This is a genomic window from Allobosea sp. TBD101, from assembly GCF_059817965.1.
This window is the reverse complement of the sequence record NZ_CM187543.1, coordinates 881514-903959: the sequence shown is the minus strand read 5'-3', so window position 1 is coordinate 903959 and position 22446 is coordinate 881514. Positions and strand designations below refer to the sequence as shown.

General features: G+C 63.0%; 20 protein-coding genes. 14 read left to right on the top strand and 6 right to left on the bottom strand.

Annotated features, from left to right (window positions below; genetic code table 11):
* The first annotated feature begins 22 nt into the window (after positions 1 to 22).
* Positions 23 to 763 carry a hypothetical protein gene (locus tag AC6RIC_RS04285; RefSeq protein WP_499735242.1) on the top strand — a complete coding sequence of 247 codons (741 nt, stop codon included), beginning with the start codon at positions 23 to 25 and terminating at the stop codon, positions 761 to 763.
* 95 nt (positions 764 to 858) lie between these two features.
* Here the strand turns inward: AC6RIC_RS04285 and AC6RIC_RS04280 are convergent, their stop codons facing one another.
* On the bottom strand, positions 859 to 2985 hold the full coding sequence (locus tag AC6RIC_RS04280; RefSeq protein WP_499735241.1) for a hypothetical protein: 2127 nt from the start codon (positions 2983 to 2985) through the stop codon (positions 859 to 861).
* 491 nt (positions 2986 to 3476) lie between these two features.
* Positions 3477 to 4646: an ATP-binding protein gene (locus tag AC6RIC_RS04275; RefSeq protein ID WP_499735240.1), complete on the bottom strand. Its 1170-nt coding sequence runs from the start codon at positions 4644 to 4646 to the stop codon at positions 3477 to 3479.
* A 264-nt stretch (positions 4647 to 4910) separates the two neighbouring features.
* Between AC6RIC_RS04275 and AC6RIC_RS04270 the strand changes: the two genes are divergently transcribed.
* From AC6RIC_RS04270 to AC6RIC_RS04210, 13 genes are all read left to right on the top strand, one after another.
* Positions 4911 to 6911, top strand: coding sequence for a conjugal transfer protein TraG (locus AC6RIC_RS04270; RefSeq protein WP_499735239.1), 2001 nt, complete (start codon positions 4911 to 4913; stop codon positions 6909 to 6911).
* Positions 6908 to 7396: a CopG family transcriptional regulator gene (locus AC6RIC_RS04265; RefSeq protein ID WP_499735238.1), complete on the top strand. Its 489-nt coding sequence runs from the start codon at positions 6908 to 6910 to the stop codon at positions 7394 to 7396. The genes AC6RIC_RS04270 and AC6RIC_RS04265 overlap by 4 nt, the downstream gene beginning before the upstream one ends.
* Positions 7393 to 8364, top strand: a complete 972-nt coding sequence (gene trbB, locus AC6RIC_RS04260; RefSeq protein WP_499735237.1) for a P-type conjugative transfer ATPase TrbB — start codon at positions 7393 to 7395, stop codon at positions 8362 to 8364. The genes AC6RIC_RS04265 and trbB overlap by 4 nt, the downstream gene beginning before the upstream one ends.
* Before the next feature lie 134 nt (positions 8365 to 8498).
* On the top strand, positions 8499 to 8795 hold the full coding sequence (locus AC6RIC_RS04255; RefSeq protein ID WP_499736551.1) for a TrbC/VirB2 family type IV secretion system protein: 297 nt from the start codon (positions 8499 to 8501) through the stop codon (positions 8793 to 8795).
* Complete coding sequence (locus AC6RIC_RS04250) at positions 8795 to 9058, top strand: VirB3 family type IV secretion system protein (protein WP_499735236.1); 264 nt, start codon at positions 8795 to 8797, stop codon at positions 9056 to 9058. Before AC6RIC_RS04255 ends, AC6RIC_RS04250 begins: the two co-directional genes overlap by 1 nt.
* Positions 9059 to 9062: 4 nt before the next feature.
* The gene (gene trbE, locus AC6RIC_RS04245) at positions 9063 to 11495 is read left to right on the top strand and encodes a conjugal transfer protein TrbE (RefSeq protein ID WP_499735235.1); all 2433 of its coding nucleotides are present in this window, start codon (positions 9063 to 9065) and stop codon (positions 11493 to 11495) included.
* A complete protein-coding gene (gene trbJ, locus AC6RIC_RS04240) occupies positions 11492 to 12220 on the top strand; it encodes a P-type conjugative transfer protein TrbJ (protein ID WP_499735234.1) in 729 nt (242 codons plus the stop codon). Before trbE ends, trbJ begins: the two co-directional genes overlap by 4 nt.
* 11 nt (positions 12221 to 12231) lie before the next feature.
* On the top strand, positions 12232 to 12576 hold the full coding sequence (locus AC6RIC_RS04235; RefSeq protein ID WP_499735233.1) for a hypothetical protein: 345 nt from the start codon (positions 12232 to 12234) through the stop codon (positions 12574 to 12576).
* A 6-nt stretch (positions 12577 to 12582) separates the two neighbouring features.
* Positions 12583 to 13932, top strand: a complete 1350-nt coding sequence (trbL, locus tag AC6RIC_RS04230; protein WP_499735232.1) for a P-type conjugative transfer protein TrbL — start codon at positions 12583 to 12585, stop codon at positions 13930 to 13932.
* A 3-nt stretch (positions 13933 to 13935) separates the two neighbouring features.
* Entirely contained in the window at positions 13936 to 14631 is a 696-nt protein-coding gene (gene trbF, locus AC6RIC_RS04225) for a conjugal transfer protein TrbF (RefSeq protein ID WP_499735231.1), read from the top strand.
* A 12-nt stretch (positions 14632 to 14643) separates the two neighbouring features.
* Positions 14644 to 15636 (top strand): P-type conjugative transfer protein TrbG, encoded by a 993-nt coding sequence (trbG, locus tag AC6RIC_RS04220; protein WP_499735230.1) that lies wholly within the window; start codon positions 14644 to 14646, stop codon positions 15634 to 15636.
* Positions 15633 to 16907, top strand: a complete 1275-nt coding sequence (locus AC6RIC_RS04215) for a TraB/TrbI/VirB10 family type IV secretion system protein (RefSeq protein ID WP_499735229.1) — start codon at positions 15633 to 15635, stop codon at positions 16905 to 16907. Before trbG ends, AC6RIC_RS04215 begins: the two co-directional genes overlap by 4 nt.
* Positions 16904 to 17164 carry a DUF2274 domain-containing protein gene (locus tag AC6RIC_RS04210; protein WP_499735228.1) on the top strand — a complete coding sequence of 87 codons (261 nt, stop codon included), beginning with the start codon at positions 16904 to 16906 and terminating at the stop codon, positions 17162 to 17164. Before AC6RIC_RS04215 ends, AC6RIC_RS04210 begins: the two co-directional genes overlap by 4 nt.
* Here the strand turns inward: AC6RIC_RS04210 and AC6RIC_RS04205 are convergent.
* The 4 genes from AC6RIC_RS04205 to AC6RIC_RS04190 all read right to left on the bottom strand — a co-directional run bounded on the left by AC6RIC_RS04205 (position 17129) and on the right by AC6RIC_RS04190 (position 22234).
* The gene (locus AC6RIC_RS04205; protein ID WP_499735227.1) at positions 17129 to 18010 is read right to left on the bottom strand and encodes a LysR family transcriptional regulator; all 882 of its coding nucleotides are present in this window, start codon (positions 18008 to 18010) and stop codon (positions 17129 to 17131) included. The two genes, AC6RIC_RS04210 and AC6RIC_RS04205, sit on opposite strands and share 36 nt — an antisense overlap.
* A gap of 86 nt (positions 18011 to 18096) precedes the next feature.
* Entirely contained in the window at positions 18097 to 19599 is a 1503-nt protein-coding gene (locus AC6RIC_RS04200) for an FAD-binding oxidoreductase (protein WP_499735226.1), read from the bottom strand.
* Between the two features lie 3 nt (positions 19600 to 19602).
* On the bottom strand, positions 19603 to 21039 hold the full coding sequence (locus AC6RIC_RS04195) for an aldehyde dehydrogenase family protein (RefSeq protein ID WP_499736550.1): 1437 nt from the start codon (positions 21037 to 21039) through the stop codon (positions 19603 to 19605).
* A gap of 127 nt (positions 21040 to 21166) precedes the next feature.
* Positions 21167 to 22234 carry an Ldh family oxidoreductase gene (locus tag AC6RIC_RS04190; protein WP_499735225.1) on the bottom strand — a complete coding sequence of 356 codons (1068 nt, stop codon included), beginning with the start codon at positions 22232 to 22234 and terminating at the stop codon, positions 21167 to 21169.
* Positions 22235 to 22446: the final 212 nt, after the last annotated feature.

Sequence of the window (22446 nt, the reverse complement as noted above, 5' to 3'; positions counted from 1 at the left end):
GATCATGATAGGGGGAGCCTACGTGGAAGGCCATTATCTAGGTTTGTCCAATAGCGAACTGGACCAGCATATCTATCGGATCATGCGAGAGGATTATGTGGTCGCGCTGTTCGCTGATCGGCAGAATGTGCTGAGCCAGGTCCAAAACTGGAAGGACAAGTTCGAGAATTTCCAGCTCAAGCTTGGCGGGATGCTCGACGGAGAGCGTTTCGAATATGGATTTCGGGACGATTTCGTTGGGCAGTGCTGGACCCGCGAGAGCCTCTCGGAGGCGATGTGGGGCATTTACGCAAACGATCCGCAGGTCCGCTTCGTCCGGATTCGGTCGACGCCGCGGAAGTTGCTGCGGGGGCTCGTCGCGGCACATCCGAAGATGCCACAGGACACCTGCTTCATTGGCAAGGTTGAATATAAGCGGGAAGCAGAGCTTGAGGCCTATGCGCGGAACGGCGGTCAATTCGAGTTGCAGACGCAACGCTTCGCCGAGAGTTTGCTGTTGAAGCGGCACGCGTTCGCGCATGAGAGCGAAGTGCGCCTGCTCTATTTCGGCGACGCGAAAGATTATGCGGCGGACGGGCTTTATAGGTATGCAATTGATCCGCATGCGATGATCACGCAGATCATGGCTGATCCAAACCGCGATCGCGCCAAGTGGCTGGCAGATAAGGCCTATCTGCAGAAGGCAACGGGGTTCGCCGGCAAGATCAAACGTTCGAAAATCTACGATCCGCCGGAATGGGATCTGCCTGCCTTCACGAGTTGAGCGTCATGTGGATATTACTCAGAAGCGCCATTAACCTTGAACCCCCACGGGATGCGGTCGTCGGACCACATGGAGTCGGGCGGTCGCCGTGCCCTCTACTTTTTGGAAAAGTCGATCCGCAACTTGTCTCGATAGACCCCGATGCGCTTGCTGGCACGGTCGACGACATCGTCGTAGAAGAGGGTCTCGGCGTAAAGTTCGCCGAGAATCCGTCCGCTTTCGGGATCCTGCAGGTCGCTCGTTTGGAAATAGCTGCGTCCTGAGGCGAACTTTTTCCAGCCGAGCATTCCAAGCGGATCCAGCGTGTCACCGATGAGGTATCCATAGAACTTCTTCAGGCGGCCGTTCGACTTGGCGGCGAGCAGGTGGGCGTAGCGGGATAGGTCGCCGACGTGCTCGTCCATGCTGACGCCCGGAGCTTTGAACTCGATGATGATCGCCGAGCCCTCCTTCCCGAAGATCGCAATGTCCGGTCGCTTGGCGCCGTACTCCTGTGTGCGGCGGCGCAGGGTCGCGGCCATCTCGGCGTCGATGCCCGCATCGAAGAGCTTCTCACCCTCCTTCCACTCGATCTGGGCTAGCGGCTTATCCGACGCGATGTAGTCGTAGTATTGGTATTCCTCGCTCAACAGCCAGATGTCATGGTCTGACGTCTCGTGACTGTCCCTCTTCATCGGGAAGAAGATGCTGTGGATGATCTGCTCGTCCTTGCGGCGTTGGCCATCCGGAATGGTCTGCATCGCGAGCCCACGCTTGCATGCCAAGCCGAGGATCTCGACGATGGCGGCTCGCCGCACCACGAGCTGCGACAGGTTGGCCATGTCGAACGTCTTGAGCGACGAGGTGTATTTCCAAGATAGTTCGTGGATCTTGTGTCTGAAGTCGGCGGTGTGCGGTTCGGCACTCTCAATTTCCGCCCTGAGGTCGAAAATCTCCGCGGTGTCGGCGATTATGCGCTCCTGATACTTCTTCAGGACGCGCTCCGCGACGGTCTTCGCGCTGTCTCCATAGACGACTCTCGTGTCGGTGTCGGTCAGCATCGCCGGGATGACGCCGAACTTGTTGGTCACGTCCTTGATGACGTCGTCCTTGCTCCATCCAGACGGCGTGACCATCTCCTCGATGATTGGGTCGATCTGTTCGAAGATGCTAGCGAAGGACACGGTCCCGTCCGTGAAGAGATCCGTGACCGGAATCTCCTCGGGGATGTCGTCGAAGCCGTCGCGCTGCTCGTTTACGCGCCTGTCGAGGAGTTCCCCCTCGACCAGCACGATGTGGTGGAACCCCTCGACCGGGCGGTTCTGCTCCGCAACTGTGCGCAGGTAGCGTCTGGTAATATCGAGCACGGGCGACGATCGGGCGCAGAATGAGATGGCGTTGCGCGGCAGGTCGTAGATTTTTGCATCGAGCCGGTAATGCGAGAGGGTGAATTTCTTCGTCTTCCCCAGCGGGCTGCCCGACTGGGGATCCCGCTCATCTACCTCCGCCGACTTGACGGCCGTGACCTGCGGAAGGTCGGCGGCGCTCAGACTGCTCCGTCCGATGCGGCCGTTGGGATATCGCGTTTCGAACTTGATCACGAACTCGCCAAGCTGAGTCTTGAGGCCGACGAGCCGCTGCAGGAAAGCGATCAGCATATTGCGCCGCATATTCGTCGCCGAGAAGACCTCGCCCAGCGGCTCCGACTTGTAGAGGCGCGTGCGGGGCGCCTGCTTGAGGCCCTCGAGCCGGATCGTGGTGCCGATGTCGTCCGCCCTGCCGTCGGTCACGTCGAAGTCGGCCAGGTCGATCTTCTTCCTTCCCGCCGCGAACGGCAGTGTGCGGGTGTGGACGACCTCGCCACTACGGTAGGTGCTGCGGATTCCGACGCGCTCAAAATGGTGGAAATACTGGATGCGGCCCGCCCCCTTGCACTTCCCTATGCCAGCAATCGAGAGGTCGTCCTTGTAGGACGTGTCCTTTGTGAGGAAGGCGTCGGTTTGATCATCTCCGAAGCCGCAGCCATTGTCGGTGCAAGCGATCGAGATGTCTGCCCCGTCGCCAAAAAGTCCGGATACAGTAACTTCGACCTCTATCGAAACTTCGAGGCTACGCTTCGTGGGATCGAGATGCTGCCTTATCAGGAAGGCGTCGATCGAATTGGAAATCAATTCTTCAATGACGACGTAACCGTCCGAGCTGATCTTGGTGTTTTTCAAACTTCCGCGAATGTCGAGCGTCATATTTAATCCATCGGAAGTTTTGTCTCGGGCGAAGATTCCTGGCGGAGCATCCCCTCCGAAGTCAAGAATGTTTCCGACGGAACTGCTCTTCGACGTGGGCGTCTCAGCCCAACTGCCGGCGGCTTGCAACAGGCCGAAGAGCTCGGTCCAGCGTCGGTCGACGCTCGACATTAAGCCGATTTCTGAGCAAGCAACACAGTTACATCTGAAATGCCGAAGCCGGCGGGTTATCGAAGGGCAGCTATCGCCAGTCTGTGGCTAGCACCTGCCGGTCCGCAAACCGCACCCTTTCGGTCGCTTGGCTCGGGGCAACCAAAGCTTCAGTATCCGCGATGGGCCAGCTTGGGCCGTGGCGAGGCTGCGACAGCTAGAATGCCAGAAAGCGGACGCTCCAGACGTCAGCTAGGGGCCATTTGGCCGATCTATCACACCGTCGTGTGTGGCTCGTAAGGGCAACGTTCTCGCAGGTGCGTCACTTGGCCGACGCATTGCTAGGAGCCAGGCGCGAGAAGGTCGCGACCTAACTCATGCAAAGGCAAGACCTCAATGCCATCGGCCAAGGGGAACCGCTCGGCTCCGGGATAGACGACGATACGCCGCTTCGGCCTTAGGTCCTCGCAGGCGTGATGGAAGCCGCGTTCCACCTTGGGCGAGAGGCTGCGTTTGACCTCCACGGCCCAGCGCTCTCCACCCGGCAGCGTCAGAACCAGATCGACCTCGGCCCCGCCGCCACTGCGATAGAAGTTCGCCTGCGTCCCGGCTGGCATGGCTGCATGGGCGGTTTCGATCACCATGCCTTCCCAACTCGCCCCGGCGACGGGATGAGCCAATAGGTCGTCGAGGGTTACGAGACCAAGCAGCGCATGGACGATGCCGCTGTCGCGAACGTAGACACGCGGCGACTTCACCAGCCGCTTTCCGGCATTGGAATGCCACGGCTCGAGGCGACGGACGAGCAGCAGGTCCACCAGCAGGTCAAGATAGGATGCCACCGTCTTGCCGTCGATGCCGAGGGCGCGGGCAAGCTCTGCCGCGTTCAGCAAACCTGATTGGCGGTGCGCGAGCATCGTCCAGAAGCGCCGCAGGGTTTCCGCGGCGATGCGCGGCCCCAGCATCGGAATATCCCGCTCCAGATAGGTGCGGATGAAGTCCTGTCGCCAGCGCAGGCTGGCCCGATCACTCGCAGCGAGGAAACTGTCGGGAAACCCGCCGCGGACCCACAGGCGATCGAGATCGGCTGCTGGAACTTCCAGCGCATCGATGGGACCGAGCTCGGTATAGGCGATGCGGCCCGCTAGCGTCTCGCCGGACTGCTTCAGCAACTCGATCGACGCCGAGCCGAGTAGCAGGAAACGGCCGGTGCGCAGCCCCTTGCGGCGGCCGCGGTCGATCAGGCCGCGAAGGTTCTGGAACAGGTCCGGTAGACGCTGTACCTCGTCGAGAATGACGAGCTTGTCTTCGTGATCTGCAAGGTACAACTCGGGCTCGGAGAGCTTCGCCCGGTCTGCGTCCGATTCGAGATCGAGATAGAGCGACGGGCGCTGCTCGCCGATCTCATGGGCGAGCGTGGTCTTGCCAACTTGGCGCGGGCCGAGCAGGGCGACGGCGGGGCTTTCATCAAGGAGCCTTGCGAGCTCCGCAGCTTTTCGACGTGGAATCATCCTTGCAATTATGGAGTTTATATCCCGATTTGCAAGGATATTCGCCTATCCCGCTTTTGACCGCCTGTCGCGTGTCACATCGTCGCAATACTGACTTGTCATCACGTATACGCATAAATAAGAATTTATATTGAATCGTATTGAGATCATTTGCGCTGCCAGCCGCAACGGAAAAGGTCTTTGACTTAGCGTCTTCTCGCAACAAGCCTCGCCTACGTCCGGCATCTTGCGCGGACCGGTTTTCGGAGCTGTTGCGGAGCGCGCATGACGCCGACGAAGGTGCTCTTCGGGCAAATGCTGGTCGTGTTCGGCATCGCGCTTGCCGGAACATGGGCCGCAACGCAATGGGTCGCCTTCCAGCTTGGCTTTCAGCAGCGTCTCGGTGCGCCCTGGTTCGTCGTTGACGGCCTGCCCTTCTATTACCCGTGGCGGCTGTTCGAGTGGTGGTATGTCTATGAAGCCTATGCGCCGGACATCTTCCGCACCGGCGGCACCATCGCCGGCGGTAGCGGTGTCGTTGCCGCACTCTCAGCCATTGTCGGCTCCGTCTGGCGCGCGCGGCAATCCAAATATGTCACCACCTACGGCTCCGCCCGCTGGGCCGATCGCAAGGACATCGCCGAGGCCGGGCTGAGCAAGCCATCGGGCGTTTTTCTCGGCCTGATGGCAGGCGCCTATCTGCGCCATGACGGTCCGGAGCACATCATGGCCTTCGCCCCGACCCGTTCGGGCAAGGGCGTCGGCCTGGTGATCCCCACGCTGCTGTCCTGGCCGCACTCCGCGGTCATCCACGACATCAAGGGCGAGAACTGGTCGCTGACCGCCGGCTGGCGCGCGCAGTTCTCCCATTGCCTGCTGTTCAATCCGACCGATCCGAAAAGCGCCGCCTACAACCCTTTGCTGGAGGTCCGCCGCGGCGTCCATGAGGTCCGCGACGTCCAGAACATCGCCGACATCCTCGTCGATCCCGAAGGCGCGCTGGAGCGGCGCAATCACTGGGAAAAGACGTCTCATTCTCTGCTGGTCGGCGCCATCCTCCATGTCCTCTACGCGGAAGAAGACAAGACGCTTCGCGGCGTCGCCAACTTCCTCTCCGACCCGGCCTACCCCTTCGAGAAAGCATTGTGGTCGATGATGACCACGTCGCATCTCGGTGAGGCCGGACCGCATCCCGTCGTGGCGAGCGCCGCGCGCGAGGTGTTGAACAAGTCCGAGAACGAGCGCAGCGGCGTCCTCTCCACCGCCATGTCTTTCCTCGGCCTCTACCGCGATCCCACCGTCGCCGAGGTCACATCGCGCTGCGACTGGCGCATCGCCGACCTGATCGCCGCCGGGCATCCGGTCTCGCTCTATCTGGTCGTGCCGCCCTCCGACATCTCGCGGACCAAGCCACTGATCCGGCTCATCCTCAACCAGATCGGCCGACGCCTCACCGAAAGCCTCGACGGCTCGGACGGCATCGCGCGGAACCACAAGCTGCTGCTCATGCTCGACGAGTTCCCGGCGCTCGGCCGGCTGGATTTCTTCGAGAGCGCTTTGGCGTTCATGGCCGGTTACGGGCTGCGCTCCTTCTTGATCGCTCAGTCGCTCAACCAGATCGAAAAGGCATACGGGCCGAACAATTCCATCCTCGACAACTGCCACCTGCGCATCGCCTTCGCCTCCAACGACGAGCGCACGGCCAAACGCATTTCCGATGCACTCGGCACGGCGACCGAATTGCGCGCCCAGCGCAACTATGCCGGACACCGCCTCTCGCCCTGGCTCGGTCATCTCATGGTCTCGCGGCAGGAGACAGCGCGGCCGCTGCTTACGCCTGGCGAAGTGATGCAGCTCCCCGACCATCTGGAGATCGTCATGGTCTCCGGCCACCCGCCGGTCAGGGCGACCAAGATCCGCTACTACGCGGACAGGAATTTCACGACCCGCGTCCTGCCGGCTCCGGTCCTCGGCGACGGTGCCTATGCTGATCGGCCAACCGCCCGTGCCGACGATTGGTCGCCACTCCCACCATTGGGGAGGCCGGCGGCGCCGGCAGCGGCTCGCGCATCCGGCGAGGACGAGGGCGGGCATCAGATCGTGCCGCAGCTCGACGGCGCCGAGATCGTCCGGTTGCATGAGGGGCCGCGTGACGATCTTGCCGTGCTGGACGACGAGAGCGACGATCCCGGCACCCGCGACGGCCGCTTTCCGCAACCGGCGCAGCAGTTCCGCCGCATGGCCCGGCTCGCCTCTCTCGATCCGGATGACGGGATGGCGCTATGAGCAAGGCGCGTCTCAACGTCTTCATCGAGCCCGACCATGCAAGGCGGCTGCGCCGGCTCGCGGCGATGAAGGGCGAAACGCAATCGGCAATCGTCGCGGCCGCGCTGTCTTCCTTCCTGTCGGCGGATGGCGCCGACAGGCGCGAGGCCGCCATCATCGCCCGGCTCGACCGCCTCTCTGGCCAGTTCAACCGGCTGGAGCGCGACCAGACCATCCTGATCGAGACGCTCGCGCTGTTCGTTCGCTACACGCTTTCGGTTTCCGCGCCGCTTCCGGAAGCGCACCAGAAGGCCGCACGCGCGCAAGGCCGCCTCCGCTTCAACCAGTTCATCGAGCAGCTTGGCCGCCATCTCCAGCGTGGCAACAGCCTCGTGCGCCAGGTGCATCAGGAGATCACACCCGACGAGAACAGCTTCCTCGGCCTTGCCGACGAGGACGATGAAGCCGATGCCGACCGACCGGCGACGGAAGTGGCGTCATCATGAGCGTCGCCCTCTCGCGCTCGCCTGCCCGGATCGTCAGCGACCGCCAGATTCGCATGCTACGCAGCGCGATGGGGCCGGTGATCATCCGCGCGCTGGACGATCCCGATGTGGTGGAAGTCCTCCTCAATCCCGATGGGCGCCTCTGGATCGACCGCCTCGGCTCCGGCCGCGAGCCGACCGGCGCCTCCCTCTCCGCCGAAGATGCGGCCCGCATCATCAAGGTCGTCGCCAACCATGTCGGCCTTGAGGTCGACCGCGACCATCCGATCCTGTCGGCCGAGCTGCCGGAAACCGGCGAGCGCTTCGAGGGCGTCTTGCCGCCGATTACCTTCGCGCCCACCTTCGCCATCCGCAAGCGCGCGGCCGGCGTGATCCCGCTCGCCCGCTATGTCGGCGACGGCATCCTGACGGCAGCGCAGGCCGCATTCCTGAAAGCCTCCGTCCTCGACCGCCGCAACATCATCATCGCCGGCGGCACGTCGACGGGAAAGACGACGATGGCCAATGCGCTCTTGCAGGAGATCGCCGCGACTGGCGATCGGGTGCTCGTACTCGAAGACACGATCGAGCTGCAATGCGCGGCCGACGACCATGTGGCGCTACGCACCAAGGCCAACACTGTTTCAACCGCCGACCTCGTGCGCTCAACGCTGCGCCTGCGGCCGGATCGGATCATCGTCGGCGAGGTGCGCGGCGCCGAGGCGCTGGATCTCCTAAAAGCGTGGGGAACCGGGCATCCGGGCGGGCTAGCCACCCTTCATGCCGGCTCGGCGCTCGGTGCGCTCATCCGCCTTGAGCAGCTCATTCAGGAAGTCGTCGTCACCGTGCCGCGCGCGCTGATCGCCGAGGCCGTCGACATCGTCGTCTTTATCGCCGGGCGCGGCCGGAAACGCCGCGTCGAGGACATCATTCGCGTCACGGGCCTCGACGGCGATGCTTACGCGATCGAGCACGTCACCGGAGAATAGTGATGCCCTTCCTCAAATCCGCAATTGTGCCTTTCCTCAATTCCGGAACAAAGCAGAAACACAAATCCACAAATCCGGATTCCCGCTTTTCCGTAGATCCGCTTCGGCGTCTTTGCGGAAACCTCCGGAACCGGATTTCCGGATCGGCGGCTTTCCTGTTCACCGCCTTTCTGGTTTCCCCGGTTTACGCCTCCGGCTCCTCGATGCCGTGGGAAGCGCCGCTCCAAAAGGTACTGGAATCTATCGAAGGCCCCGTCGCGAAAATAGTCGCGGTCATCATCATTATCGTGACCGGCCTGACGCTCGCCTTCGGCGACGCCGGCGGCGGCTTTCGCAAGCTGATCCAGATCGTATTCGGGCTCAGCATCGCGTTCGCGGCCAGCTCCTTCTTTTTGAGTTTCTTCAGCTTCGGCGGCGGAGCCTTGATCTGATGGCCGCGCATGTCGACGGCTTCGAGGTGCCATTGCACCGCTCCCTGACCGAGCCGGTCCTGATGGGTGGCGCCCCGCGATCGGTGGCGATCCTCAACGGCACGCTCGCGGCCGCCATCGGCATCGGCCTGCAATTGTGGATCGGCGGCGTGCTGCTCTGGATGGCGGGCCATGCGTTCGCCGTCTGGGGCGCGAAGGCCGATCCGCAATTCGTGGAGGTCTTCTCCCGCCACCTGAAGCACCGCGCCTTCATGGAGGCATGATGCGATGATGAGCCTTGCCGAATATCGCAGGCGTCCCGCCTCTCTTGCGGACTATCTGCCCTGGGCCGGACTGGTGGCTCCAGGCGTCGTGCTCAACAAGGACGGCGCCTTCCAACGCAGCGCGCGATTCCGGGGTCCCGATCTCGACAGCGCGACGGAAAGCGAGCTGGTCGCGACGACGGCGCGGCTCAACAACGCGCTGAAACGTCTCGGCTCCGGCTGGGCGCTGTTCGTCGATGCCGAGCGGCGTATTGCCGACGGCTATCCCATTTCCCAGTTCCCCGAGACCGCCTCCTGGCTGGTCGAGGAAGAACGGCGCGCGGCCTTCGAGGAAGGCGGCACGCATTTCGAGAGCGCCTATCACATCACCCTGGCCTTCCTGCCGCCGTCCGAAGGCAAGGCCCGCGCCGGCCAGCTCCTCTATGAGAGCACCGAGCGTCGCACGGTGAACTGGCGCGATCATCTCGCCGCCTTCATCGCCGAGACCGACCGCTTCCTCGCCTTGCTCGATGGCGTCATGCCCGAGATCGGCTGGCTCACCGACGACGAGACGCTGACCTATCTGCATGCCTGCATCTCGCCGCGCCGGCATCCGGTCGCCGTTCCCGAGGTGCCGTTCCATCTCGACGCGCTCCTGCCGGATAGCGACTTCACCGGCGGCCTCGCGCCGATGCTCGGCGAGCGGCATCTGCGGGTGCTCACCATCCGCGGTTTCCCGCCCTCGACCTGGCCGGGCGTGCTCGACGACCTCAACCGCCTCGGATTCGGCTATCGCTGGTCGACACGCTTTCTCTCGCTCGACAAGACGGAGGCCGAACGCGAGCTGACCAAGCTGCGCCGCCAATGGTTCTCCAAGCGCAAGGGCATCGTCACCCTGTTGCGGGAAACGATCTTCCAGCAGGAAATCCCGCTGGTCGACTCCGACGCAGCCAACAAGGCGGCCGATGCCGACGAAGCCTTGCAGGAGCTTGGCGCCGATGCCGTCGCCTATGGCTATGTCACCGCGACCGTCACCGTCCTGGACGAAAGCCCGGACCTTGCCGACGAGAAGCTGAAAGCGGTCGAACGGATCATTCAGGGGCGCGGCTTCGTCACCATCCCCGAGACGATCAACGCGACCGAGGCGTGGCTGTCCTCGCTTCCCGGCCATGCCTACGCCAATGTTCGCCAGCCGCTCGTTTCCACCCTCAACTTGTCGCATATGATGCCGGTTTCGGCGGTCTGGGCCGGCCCAGAGAAGAACGCCCATCTCGACGCGCCGCCGCTGATCGTCACCCGCACCGCCGGCGGCACGCCGTTCCGCCTCGTCACCCATATCGACGATGTGGGTCACACCCTGATCGTTGGCCCGACCGGAGCCGGTAAATCCGTGCTACTGTCGATCCTCGCGCTCCAGTTCCGGCGCTATGCCGGCTCGCGAGTCTTCATCTTCGACAAGGGCGGCTCCGCCCGCGCCACCGTGCTCGGTCTCGGCGGCGAGCACTACGACCTCGGCGCCGCGGACTCGATCGCCTTCCAGCCGCTCGCCGCCATCGACGCGGAAGAATCCCGTGCCTGGGCGGCGGAATGGGTCGCCGGGCTCCTCGGCCATGAGCATGTTGAGATCGCTCCCGAGGTGAAGGATGCCGTCTGGTCGGCGCTGACCAGCCTCTCATCGGCACCGCGAGAGGAACGCACGCTCACCGGCCTCTCGACTCTGCTGCAATCGAACCGGCTGCGTCAGGCAATCCAGCCCTACACGCTGGCGGGTCCGCATGGTCGCCTTCTCGACGCCGACAGCGACCGCCTCGGCGCCGCCGATGTGCAGGGCTTCGAGATGGAAGAGCTGATGCACACGGCGAGCGCCGTGACCCCGGTGCTCACCTATCTCTTTCATCGGCTGGAGCAGCGCTTCGACGGATCGCCCACCCTTATCATCCTCGACGAGGCATGGGTGTTCCTCGACGATCCGGTCTTCGCCGCACGCATCCGCGAATGGCTGAAGACGCTCAGGAAACGAAACGTCTCCGTCGTCTTCGCCACCCAGTCGCTCGCCGACATTCAGCGCTCGGCCATCGCGCCGGCCATCGTCGAGAGCTGCCCGGTCCGCATCTTCCTGCCATCGCCGCAGGCCACCGAGCCGCAGCTCCGCCCTATCTATGAAGGGTTCGGCCTCAATGACCGCCAGATCGGCATCATCTCCCGCGCTCAGCCACGGCGCGATTACTACTACCAATCCCGTCTCGGAAACCGGCTGTTCGATCTCGATCTCGGCCCCGTCGCGCTCGCCTTTGCCGGCGCCAGCAACCCCGACCATCAGCGGCTCATGGATGAAATCCTGCGCGGGCACGGCGCCGCCGACTTCGCATCGGCATGGCTTTCTGCCCGTGGCCTCGGCTGGGCCGCCGACCTCATCCGCCAGTTCCCGCTTCCCCACGAACAGGAGACCACGCCATGAGGAAGTCCCTTCTGCTTGCCGGTGCCTGCGCCCTCGGCTTCGCCATCGCCACGCCGGCATCCGCCTATATCGTCTTCGATCCGACCAACTACAGCCAGAACCTGCTGTCGGCGGTCCGCGCGCTGGAGCAGATCAACAACCAGATCACCTCGCTCCAGAACCAGGCGCAGATGCTCATCAATCAGGCGAAGAACCTGACCAAGTTCGACTTCTCCGCGCTCAACGAGCTGAAGCAGACCATCGCCAAGACCAAGAGCCTGATCGACCAGGCCAAGGGCCTGAATTTCGACCTCTCCTCCATGGAGAAGCAGTTCCAGCAGCTCTTCCCCAAGGAATACGCCGCCGGCGTATCCGGAGATCAGATCCTCGCCGACGTCCGCAAGCGCTGGGAGCAATCCCGCAGCGCGCTCGAGACGGCGATGAAGGTGCAGTCGCAGGTTTCGGAAAACCTGTCCTCCGACGAAAGCACCCTCAGCGATCTCGTCAGCCGCAGCCAATCGGCCGGCGGCATTCTCCAGGCGACCCAGGCGACCAACCAGCTCCTCGCGCTTCAGGCCAAGCAGGCGATCGACGCCGCGCGCCTGAAGCTCACCCAGGATCGCGCCACCGCCACGGAGCAGGCGCGCACCGTCGCCGAGGAGGAGCGCGCCCGCGAGGTGCGCCGCCGCTTCATGGGCGATGGCACCGGCTACACGCCCGCGACCGTCCGCGTCTTCCGCGACTGAAGGAGGCCGCCATGCTCGGGCCGTTCCTGCGCCTTTGCGCCGTCGCCGCCATCGGCGCTGGCGCCATTCTCCTCATTCGCTCCGCCCATGCCGGCGATACGGTCGACAGCCTTGCCGCCGATCCGGAGCGGCTGCGCGAGGTGCAGCGGCTCTGCTCGCAGGACTGGGCTGGCACCGGCGAGGAGCTATGCACCGCTGCGAGTCGGGCCCGCCGTCAGAGATTCATGGGCTCGGGCGCGACGCGCTACACCCCGCAGCCGGTCGAGCTGTTCCCCTCCTTGAACGAGGACGGGACTCCGAAGCAGAGCGGCAATGCTCCCGCGTCATCAGCGGCTCCGACCGCAGGCGCGGAGTGAGCCGGCGTGAACAACCTCTCGGTCATCGACCGCTTCACCGACACGTTCTCGCAATATATCGACAGCGGCTTCGGTCTGCTCGGCAGCGAGGTCGCCTATCTCTCGGCCACGCTGATCGCTATCGACATCACGCTTGCCGGCCTGTTCTGGGCCTTTGGCGCCGGCCATGACGAGATCCTCGCCAAGCTCGTCAAGAAGGTGCTCTATGTCGGCGCCTTCGCCTACATCATCAACAATTTCAACTCGCTCGCCGGCATCATCTTCAAATCCTTCGCCGGGCTCGGCCTGAAGGCCGCCGGCTCCGGACTCTCGCAGGACGATTTCCTGCGTCCCGGCAAGCTCGCTTCCGTCGGCATGGACGCCGGCCGGCCCATTCTCGAGCAGATCGGCAACCTCTCCGGCTTCACCTCCGTCTTCTCCAACATCGACACGATCGCCGTTCTGTTCCTCGCCTGGCTCGTCGTCATCGTCAGCTTTTTCGTGCTGGCCGTGCAGCTCTTCGTCACCCTGCTGGAGTTCAAGCTGACGACATTGGCCGGCTTTATCTTGGTCCCCTTCGCGCTCTGGAACAAGACCGCCTTCCTCGCCGAAAAGGTGCTCGGCAACGTCATCTCCTCCGGCGTCAAGATTCTCGTGCTCGCGGTCATCGTCGGCATCGGCAACGGCCTCTTCGCCGAGTTCCGCACAGGCGCCGGCACCGAGCCTTCCATCAACCATGCCCTGTCGATCATGCTGGCTTCGCTGGCCATGCTCGGCCTCGGCATCTTCGGCCCCGCGATCGCCACCGGGCTCGTTTCTGGCGCCCCGCAGCTTGGCGCCGGCGCAGTCGCGGGAACCACACTCGCCGCCGGCGGCATGGCGGTCGCAGGTGGCGCTGCCACTTTGGGCGCGGCACGTCTCGGCGGCGCAACGATGGGATCGAGCGTCCGCGCCGCATCCACCATGGCAGGCGGAGCCCGCGCCGCCTACGACTTTGCCGCGGCGACATCGGGCGTATCCGGCCGGGCGGCTCTGGGCGTCGGCCTCGCCGGCGTGGCGCGAGCCGCCCCCGGCTCCGTGGTCGTTGCAGGACGCGCCATCGCCTCACGCGCTGCCAGACCGATCCGGGAGGCCGCGGCCCGCGGCGGGCGCGGAGCCTGGGCCGCGACAGGCGGCAAGCCGACAGAGTCAATGCGCGAAGCAGCGAACGACGCTTCCTTCGCCCAAGCTGGCGCTGCGCCGGCATGGGCCAACCGCATCCAGCATGGATCGCGAGCTCAACAGGCTGCGCACGGTGCGACGATGGCCGCCCACACGCTGCGCTCAGGCGACCATGGCGGCTCGGGCGCCAACCCTTCACTACGACAGGAGGATTGACCGATGCGCTTCCTACGCGCCGGCGTGCGCTATTCACAGACACCGGAGCCGAGCACTCCCTATCAGGTGGCGGGCCAGCTCTGGGACGACCGCATCGGTTCGGCTCGCACGCAGGCCCGCAACTGGCGGCTGATGTCCTTCGGTTGCCTCGTGCTCGCCATCGGCATGGCCGGCGGGTTGCTCTGGCAGGCGGGACAATCGACCGTGACGCCCTATGTCGTCGAGGTCGACCAACACGGACAGGTCAAAGCCATCGGGCCGGCTGCCGAAGCCTATCGGCCGACCGATGCGCAGATCGCCTATGCGCTTGCCCGCTTCGTCCAGAACGTCCGGGCGCTTTCGACCGATCCCGTCGTCGTGCGCCAGAGCTGGCTCGACGCCTATGACTACACCACCGATCGCGGCGGTGCGGCCCTGAATGACTATGCTCGCGCGGCCGACCCCTTCGCCAAGGTCGGCAAGATCTCGGCGGCTGTCGAGGTCACGAGCGTCGTGCGCGCATCGGACTCGTCCTTCCAGATCCGCTGGATCGAGCGCCGCTACGAGAACGGCCAGCTCGCCGGCACCGATCGCTGGACCGGCATCCTCACCATCATCCTGCAACCGCCGCGCACCGAAGATCGGCTGCGCAAGAATCCGCTCGGAATCTACGTCAACGGCATCAACTGGAGCCGCGAACTCGCCTCCAGCGGGTCGTGAAAGAGAGGCATCATGACCCTGGCATTCTCCCTTCGCGTGCTCCTCCTGTCGTCGGCTGCCCTGCTCGCCGGCTGTGCCGGCAAGACGCCCCCGCCGGAAATCTCGCTCGACGAACCGCAGGAGGCGAACCCCGTCGTCGAGCCGACCGGCCCTGTCGAAGTGATCGCGCTGCCGCAGCCCTTGCCTCTGCCCGGCCAGTTGAAGCCGCTGCCCGGCAGGGCGTCTACGGGAGAGATAGCCGATCCGAAACAGCGCGTGACGACCGCCAATGCGGCCGCGCGTGTCCAGCCGACGCGCTCCGGCTATGTCAACGCCACGCAGGTCTGGCCCTATGCCGCCGGCGCACTCTATCAGGTTTATTCAAGCCCGGAGAAGGTGACGGACGTCGCATTGCAAACCGGCGAGGAGCTGGTCTCGGTCTCGGCCGGCGACACCGTGCGCTGGGTGATAGGTGATACCACCAGCGGCTCCGGCAACGCGCAGCGCACGCATATTCTCGTCAAGCCGACGCGGCCCGACCTCAGGACCAATCTCGTCATCAACACCAACCGGCGTACCTATCTCGTCGAGCTGACCTCGACGCCGCAGACCTGGATGGCGTCCGTTTCATGGGATTATCCGCATGATCGGCTCATGGCGCTCGAGCGGCAGAACCAGCGCGCGGCAACCGCTACCCCCGTCGCCAACGCTGTCGCGCTCGATCGCGTGAAATTCCGCTACGAGATCACCGGCGACAATCCGTCCTGGCGCCCGGTCCGGGCTTTCGACGACGGTGAGAAGGTCTACATCCAGTTCCCGGCGGGAATCGCGCAGGGGGAGCTTCCGCCCCTCTTCGTCGTCGGCCCCACCGGCGAAAACCAGCTCGTCAACTACCGGGCGAAGCCGCCCTATTACATCGTGGATCGTCTGTTCGGCGCTGCCGAACTGCGGCTTGGCGGCGAAAGGCAACAGGTCGTTCGCATCGCGCGGACCGACGGCAGAAGCAAGGGGCTGTTCGGGATATGACCACGTCACCCAAATCCCCGCCGCCGAACCTGGCGATCCGTGCCGCGCCCCAATCGGTCACGCGGCTCAACCGCTGGACCCTGATCGCGCTCGCCGGCGTCTCATCGGCCGCCGTGCTCGGCGCGATGGTCTGGGCGTTGCAAGGCAGGAATCGAGGCGGCCAGTTTGGCGAGGAGCTCTACAATACCGACCGCGTCAATCCGGCCGAAGGTCTCCAGACGCTGCCGCGCGACTACAGCCAGATAAAGCCGCCGCAGCTCGGCGCGCCCTTGCCGGGAGAGCTGGGCGGCCCGGTTCTTCGCACAGAGCGCGAGACCGGCATTCCGCCCCAACCGGAGCGGCCGAGCTTTCGGCCCGATCCGGAGGAAGATGCGCGCCGCGCCGCACGGCTGCGAGAGCAGCAGGAAGCCGAGGCGGCCGCCAAGGCCGCCGTCTTCTTCCAGTCGATCCGGCCACGGCAGGACAGGCCCACCACCGCGGCGGCATCGCCCGAGCCGAACCGCCTCGACCTGACGGCGCTTTCCGCTCAGACAGCAGGGGCGGCCGCTGCGCCACCCGTCGACCCGGTCACGACCCAGAACATGCAGGAGCGCAAGCAATCCTTCGTCGATCGTGCCGCCGACCAGAATATCTATGGCTCCGGCACGCTCCAGACGCCGCGCTCACCCTATCAGGTCATGGCAGGGACCATCATTCCGGCCGCTCTCGTGACCGGCATAAATTCCGACCTGCCGGGCCAGATCATCGGCACCGTCACCGAGAATGTCTACGACACCGCGACCGGCCGGCACCTGCTCCTTCCGCAGGGCGCCCGGCTGATCGGCCAATACGATTCCGGCGTCGCCTTCGGGCAATCGCGTGTCTTGTTGGTGTGGTCCCGCATCATCATGCCTGACGGCTCCTCCATCGTGCTCGACCGGCTGCCGGGCGTCGACACCGCCGGCTATGCCGGGCTGGAGGATGAGGTCGACAACCATTGGTTCCGCCTGATCGGCGGCGCGGTGCTCTCCTCCCTGCTCGGCATCGGCGCCGAGCTGGCCGCGCCGCAGAACAGCGGCGGCAATGGCGATCGCGTTATCATCGCTACCCGCGACGGCGCCCAGGACACGATCAACGAGGTCGGCCAGCAAATCATGCGCCGCAACCTCAACATCCAGCCGACCTTGAAGGTGCGCCCCGGCTTCCCGGTCCGCGTCATCGTCAACAAGGATCTGGTCCTGCGCCCCTATCAGGCGACGCCGCTCACGGCCAACATCAGGAGGGACGATTGACCCGTAAGCTCAGCCTCGGCCCGGTGCCGAAATCCGAGTCGGTCAAGCTGACCATCACCATCAGTGCCCGGCTACGCGATGATCTCGACCGTTATGCCGCGCTCCATTCCGAGCTTCACGGAACGCCGGTCGACATCTCGACGCTGGCGCCGCTCATGCTCGAAACCTTCGTTGCGCGTGATAAGGGCTTCCGCGCGGCGCGCGCCGGCCGCAGCCGCACATCACAGAATCCGACGCGCAACCTCGATGAGGCGTGACAGCGGCTCCGAAGGCGCTTCATCGCGTATCATCAGCCAGGTTTTCACCCCATCCGGCGCATCCTGCAGCGGAAGAAGCGCGAGCTCTCCCGTGCCGATCGCCTCGAGTTGCGCCGCCGTCGCGATCCCGATGCCGTAGCCGGCGATCACGAACATGACGAGCATGAACAGCGTGGTGGCGCGCTCGACGATGTTCGGTGTCGGCGTCGCCGTCCTCATGATCTGCTCGATCTGGCATTGCTGGCCAAGGCCCGTATCGGATCGACACAACACGAGGGGTTCCTGAACGACATCGCAGAGCCCGAGCCGTTCCCGTCTGGTCAGGGGATGATCGCTTGGAACGACCGCCACCGGCGCATCGCTCCATAGCGCTTCAGCGGTAATGCTCTTGCCGTATCCGCTCTCCGGCGCGAGTGCCGCATCGAGGAAGCCGCTCCGCAGCTCATGGACCTTCCGGACCATCGGCACTTCATGGACATGCACGCTGATATGGGGGCTCGACTGCCGCAAGGCCGCGAGTAACCGAGCGACACGCGGCAACGGCACGCCATCGCAAATCCCGAGATGCAGGTGGCTTGCCCCGTTCTCGCCGGCCAAGCCGACGTCAACCCGCGCTTCGTCGGCCGCCGCCAGCAGCGCTCGTGCATGAACGAGAAGGCGTTCGCCGGCCGGTGTCAGTCTCGTGGATCGTTTGGTTCGTTCGAGAAGCCGCACATTCAGCCGCGCTTCGAGATTTCGGATGGAGCGTGACAAAGGCGATTGCTCGATGCCTGCCCGCTCGGCCGCCCTGGTGAAATGCAGTTCCTCGGCAACGGCCACGAAATGACGAAGATGGCGCAAGTCCAACGGTTCCTCCTTCTGAATTTATCAAGCGGACTTAATTTTTATCCTCCTTAATTTATTAGTTAGAACCTTCTGAAATTAAATCAAAACTAGATTTTTGATCCTATATTCATAATATACTTTGGATCAAAAGCATTCTTCAATTTATTCATGAGTTCAATTTCAACATCATCCTTGATTGTCATAATTTTACATTTTTTTAACCGACCAACGCCGTGTTCGGCGGCAATTGAACCGTTGAGTTCAACAACGATGTCATGGACTGCATCGTTCACTGCATGCGAACGCGACAGGAAGGCGTCCTTGTCCATCCCGACAGGTTGACTGATATTGTAGTGGACATTGCCATCGCCGAGATGACCGAAGGCAAGGGTACGTCCGCCTGGAACCATGGATTCGATTATGTCGTTGGCGCGAGAAATGAAGTTGGGGATTTCGTGCAACGGAATTGAAATGTCGTGCTTTATCGAAGCTCCTTCGTAGCGCTGAACATCAGCGAGTGCCTCTCGCAATCGCCAAAAGGCGGCGCGCTGATCCAGCGAGCTAGCCAACGCGGCATCGACGATCAGCTCTTTCTCCAGCGCATCAGCAAGAAAAGCCGCGACCGCCTCACTCAGCCCGGCTTCCGATTGCCCTGAGACCTCCATCAGCACATACCATGGCGAAGGAGCGGACAGCGGATCCCGCGAGCCAGCCGCGTGGCGCAGCACGAAGTCGAGGCCAATGCGTGGGAGCAATTCGAAGGTTGTCAGTGTTCCGCCAGCACCAGCGCTCGCGGCGTTAAGCAAATCGAGCGCCGCTTCGGGATTCGATACCGCCACAAAGGCGGTTGATCGCGCGGTCGGGATCGGAAAAAGCTTCAGCACCGCCGCGGTGATAATTCCCAGCGTGCCTTCAGCACCAATGAAAAGGTCTTTGAAAGCGTAGCCAGTATTGTCTTTTCGCAGGTGACGCAGGCCGTTCCAGATTCGGCCATCTGCGAGCACGACCTCCAAACCGAGGCAGAGATCCCGGGCATTGCCGTAAGCAATGACGGCTGTACCGCCGGCATTGGTCGAGAGATTGCCGCCAATCGTGCAGCTTCCCTCAGAGGCGAGGGAGAGTGGGAAAAGGCGGCCGACCCTATTCGCAGCCTGTTGGGCCGCAAGCAAGGTTACGCCGGCCTCTACGACCATCGTGTTGCTGTTGGTGTTGGTCTCGCGGATCGTGTTCAGGCGCTGTAAGGACAGAACAATCTCCTGCCCATCCCCGGTCGGTATCTGGCCGCCGACAAGCCCTGTGTTGCCCCCTTGGGGAACGATTGTAGCTCCCACCTCGCTGGCGAGTTTCACGACTGCAGCGACCTCGTCTGCAGACCCTGGCCGGACGACGGCGCGGGCTTTGCCGACGAACAAGTCGCGCCACTCACGCAGATAGGTCTCCATCGCGCTGGCATCGGTCAAGACGTTGTTGTTGCCTACTATTTCGACCATTCGTGAAAGAATATCGGAAGACATGGCAAAACTCTCAACGGTGCCGAAGCCCGACAATTTCTGCGGGGTTTCCCGGAAGGAGGCTTTATGCAAGGTTGGAAGATTGGCGCTGCGCGCCAACCTTCAGGCGGTCATATAAGCGGTCTTGATGGTCGTATAGAATTCCGCTGCATATCGGCCCTGTTCCCTAGGACCATAGCTGGAACCCTTGCGGCCCCCGAAAGGCGCGTGAAATTCTGTCGCGGCCGTTATCAGGTTCACCATGACCATGCCCGCCTCGGCGTTGCGTCGAAAATGAGTCGCATGTTTGAGGCTGGTCGTGCAGATTCCAGCAGAAAGGCCGTAACCGGTATCATTGGCTATCACCAGCGCTTCATCGTAGTTCTTGGCGCGAATGACGGCAGATACCGGTCCGAAAATCTCCTCCCGACAGATACGCATGTCGTTCGTCGCTTCGGTGAACAGAGCCGGCTGGAAATAGAATCCAGGCGTTTCGCGATCCAACCTCTGACCGCCACAGACAAGCTTCGCCCCCTCGCGCTTGCCGATTTCGATGTAGCGCTCATCCTGGGCAATCTGCTTGGCGTCGACGACCGGACCGACCTGAACGCCGGGCTTGAGGGCGTTGTCGACGACGAGTGCCTGCATGCGGTTCACCACTGCGTCGATGAACCTGTCGTGAATACCTTCCGTTACGATCAGGCGGGAGGACGCGGTGCAACGCTGCCCCGTGGAGTAGAACGCGCCGGTGACCGCGCACTCCACCGCATTCTCTAGATCGGCGTCGTCGAGGACCACGAGAGGATTCTTCCCGCCCATTTCGAGCTGAAAGCGCCGAAGCTGCGCGGCGCTAGCTGTGGCCACGCGCCGGCCGGTGGCAACCGAGCCGGTGAAGCTGACGGCATCCACGTCGGGGTTGTCCAGAAGGGCTTGGCCCACGACGGAGCCTTCGCCCATCACCAGATTGACAGCGCCTTTGGGCAAGCCGGCCCGGCTGAGAATCTCGACAAGGGCCCATGCGCAGCCAGGAACAAGTTCGGCCGGCTTGAAAACTACGGTGTTTCCATAGCAGAGTGCCGGGGCCATCTTCCAAGCAGGGATCCCGATTGGAAAGTTCCATGGCGTTATCAGCGCCACCACACCGAGAGGCTCACGCGCGATAGCCACTTCGACGCCCGGGCGCAGCGAGGCGAGCGTTTCCCCGGAGAGGCGAAGGGTCTCACCGGCGAAAAAATCGAAGATGCTTGCTGCTCGCGCCGCCTCTCCGATTCCCTCCGCAAGGGTTTTGCCTTCCTCACGGGAAAGCAGGTGCCCGAGTTCCTCTTTCCGCGCCAGCAGCTCCTCGGATACCTTTTTCAGGACCGCGTGCCGCTCGAGCGGGCTGGTTCGGGACCAGATGGGAAAGGCGGCCTTGGCGGCCGCCACGGCCTCTTGGGCCTCGGAGGCTTGCGCCTGCGAATAAAGGCCGATGATGTCGTTGGTATCGGATGGGTTGATGTTCGGGACAGAATTCGAACTTTCGATCCATTCCCCACCGATAAGGTTTGGATGAATTTTCATCATTTATTCTCCAGGAGAGATTTATTCTAAAAGCCGGATACGTTGATTTTTGTTCTATTTTGTAATCGAGACGAGGGGGGTCGGAAAAAGAAGGAAGGAACTACTTGTTTTATTTCCCTCTGATGCATCAACCGCCAAAGGTCGGAGGAACGTCCCCACCGACCTCGGCGGTAAGTTCGGCGAGCCTTTTCCAAGTTGCGCTGTCCACGGGGACACCGTCCTTGAGCCGAGCTGCCATTTCGATCTTCTCCGGGTCGCCCGGTGCGAGGACCTTCTGCCCGTCGACGCCATCGGAGCCCCTCAGGGTGGCAACGAGATTCGTCGATGTCTGCACAAGCGCCCCGAAACGGGAGCTGTCGATAGCCATAAAGAAATGGCCTAGGGGGCTTGGTGCGCCACGGCTCACATCGTCGAACGGCGGCAGGGTTGTTGCCGCAGCCGTACCGGTGAACATCGTGCAAAGCAGCTCCACCATCGCCGCCAGGCCGGCCCCTTTGTATCCGTATGCCGTACCGCCGAGAGGCAGGAGCGCGTGCGCCTGCTGGGCATCGGTCGTCATGCGGCCCTCCGCATCGACCGCGACGTCCGGCGGGAGGGGGGCACCTGTGTCGCGGCGCAAGTAGACACGATTCAAGGGAATGGAACTGGTCGCCATATCGAGGAGCATCGGCTCCTCTCCGGACAGCGGAACCGCAAAGGCAATCGGATTGGTGCCATGGATGGGGGATCGTCCACCATGTGCGACAACCCCGGGCCCGGATTGGGTGAAACCGAATACCACACAGCCCTTGCGGGCACCGTGAAGGGCGTAGGTCCCGGTCGCGCCATGGTGCGATGTGGCGTGCACGGCGACAACGCCAATGCCCGTTTCAGAAGCCAGCGCAACGGCTTCGTCAACGGCACGGTAGCTGGCGGGATGACCAAGGCCGCCATCGGCGTTGACGATTCCAACTGAAGCCGCAACTCGCTCGAATTTGATCTCTGCACCAGCGTTCAGCCGCCCACCCTTGATCCACTTCACATATAGCGGGAGCAGTCTCACGCCATGGGTGTCGACACCGCGAAGCGAAGCTTCGGAAAGGGCGCGGGCGCAGTCGGCGGCGGCCGCATCTCGAATGCCAAAGCGCGTAAGCAATCCCGTGCAGTAGGATTCCAGCCTGGGCCGGTCAATTCGCACTCCTGAAAACGCTTCCATATCCCGCCTTCGTTTAGTTTGATTGGTGTGCTTATTCTCGGATATAATATTTAAGCTAGGCATATATACTAAGAAAGAATTCAATAATATTAAAATTATCTGAGAGACAATGGCGTTTATCGACGTTTATGTCGATTTAAACCTCATCCCTACATCTCTTTCTCTAGCAATATACCGATATATCGATATGTCAATCCGCAATTTGCCGATAC